The organism is Allobosea sp. NPDC055332 (genome assembly GCF_053645455.1).
Map to the genome: position 1 here is coordinate 1 of NZ_JBSHMO010000018.1, position 1,958 is coordinate 1,958.

A 1,958-nucleotide genomic window follows, 5' to 3' on the forward strand; every position below is an offset into this window, starting at 1 on the left:
GATCTTGTTTTTAGGATAAGGCGTTCACGCCGCATCCGACATGAACAACGCGCACTTTGCCAATAATCTGAAGGGCCGCTTTCGCGGCCCTTGAAACTGATGGCAAAGGCAAAACTGCCTGATGCGCTACGCTTATCAGGCCTACATGCCTCCTGCAATATATTGAATTTGCACGATCTTGTAGGCCGGATAAGGCGTTCTGAACTGCACCCCAAATGTTGGACATAATCTGACATCTGAAGGTGCAGTTTATGAAACATTCATTTGAAGTAAAACTTGCCGCTGTAAATCATTACCTGGCTGGTCATGCAGGCATCATTTCTACGGCAAAACTCTTTCAACTTTCTCACACCAGCCTCTCACACTGGATTAATCTTTTTCTTCTTCACGGTCCTCGGGCACTGGATTGCAGACACAAGCGTAGCTATTCTCCTGAAGATAAACTTTGCGTGGTTCTTTATGCTCTCGGGCATTCTGAGTCTCTACCCCGGGTAGCTGCCCGGTTTAACATTCCCAGCCACAACACGGTTAAAAACTGGATAAAAGGCTACCGCAAATCTGGTAATGAGGCCTTTATCAGGCGCAGGAAGGAGAAAAGCATGACCCGTTCTGATGATACCCATGAAAACGAGGCAAACATGACGCCGGAAGAGATGAAGAATGAGCTGCGTTATCTTCGCGCAGAAAATGCATATCTGAAAGCCATGCAGGAGCATCTCCTGGAAAAAAAGCGCCAGGAGCTGGAGAAAAAACGAAAGTCATCCGGAGCCTGAGGTGCGGACACTGCCAGTCTGACCTGTTAAAGGCTGCAGGGCTGGCCAGAAGCACGCTGTACTACCAGCTGTCACTGCAGAAGGCTAAGGACAAGTATGCTGATGTGAAACAGCTCATAGCCTCCATCTTCCATGAACACCGGGGATGTTATGGGTACCGGCGGATCCATTGTGAGCTTCAGAAAAGAGGTCTTAAGTTCAGTGGCAAAACAGTGCGAAAACTGATGCAACAGCTCGGCCTGAAGTCTCCTGTGCGCCTGAAGAAATACCGGTCTTACCGGGGAAATATGGGACTCGCTGCAGAAAATATCCTTCAGCGGCAGTTCAAAGCGGAAGCTCCCTGTGAGAAATGGGTGACAGATATCACCGAATTCAGGGCTGGCGGACAAAAACTGTACCTGTCCCCGATACTTGATTTGTTTAACGGGGAAATCGTGGCGTGGGAAACTGCCTGCAGGCCTACAGAGGAGCTGGTGAAGCGCATGTTAAATAAGGGGCTGGAAAGCCTTGCAGAAGGAGAAAAACCGCTGCTCCACAGTGATCAAGGGTGGCATTACCGGATAAAAAGTTATCAGTCTGCCCTGGCAGACAAAGGGTTAGTGCAGAGCATGTCGCGCAAGGGCAACTGCCTTGATAATGCGGTAATGGAGAATTTCTTTGGTCACCTGAAAGAAGAAATGTACTATCGCCGGGACTACAGAAGTGTAGAAGAGCTGGAAAATGCCGTTAACGAATACATAACTTACTGGAATCAAAAAAGAATAAAACTCAGTCTTGGGGGACTCAGCCCGGTAGAATACCGGACTGAGTATCAAAAAGCCGGTTAACTGAAACTGTCCAGGTTTTGGGGTTCAGTTCATGACGCGTCTTATCAGGCCTACAAGTCCGTTGAAAATGCTGGTTTTGTAGGCTGGATAAGGCGTTCACGCCGCATCCGGCAGCCGTGCCCAAATGCCTGATGCGACGCTTGACGCGTCTTATCAGGCCTACAATCCGTTGAAACTGCTGGTTTTGTGCGCCACATCCGGCATATTAACCATGACGCCGAATCGGTTGTTCAGAGTGCCCACGCTGCATCACCCGTTGCAACACTTCCGCTTCCAGCTCCGCTAATCGCACCGACCCTAACCGGCGCGGACGGGGGATATCCACCGTCAAATCCAGACCAATTTTTCCCTCTTCAAT

At 49.5% G+C, this 1,958-nt stretch carries 1 protein-coding gene; it reads left to right on the forward strand.

The window, feature by feature from the left end; genetic code table 11:
* Positions 1 to 251 precede the first annotated feature (251 nt).
* A protein-coding gene (locus ACWIGM_RS31275; protein ID WP_100222095.1) for an IS3-like element IS1397 family transposase occupies positions 252 to 1,600 on the forward strand; the annotation gives its coding sequence in 2 pieces (ribosomal slippage) (positions 252 to 732 and positions 732 to 1,600; 1,350 coding nt in all).
* Positions 1,601 to 1,958 lie beyond the last annotated feature (358 nt).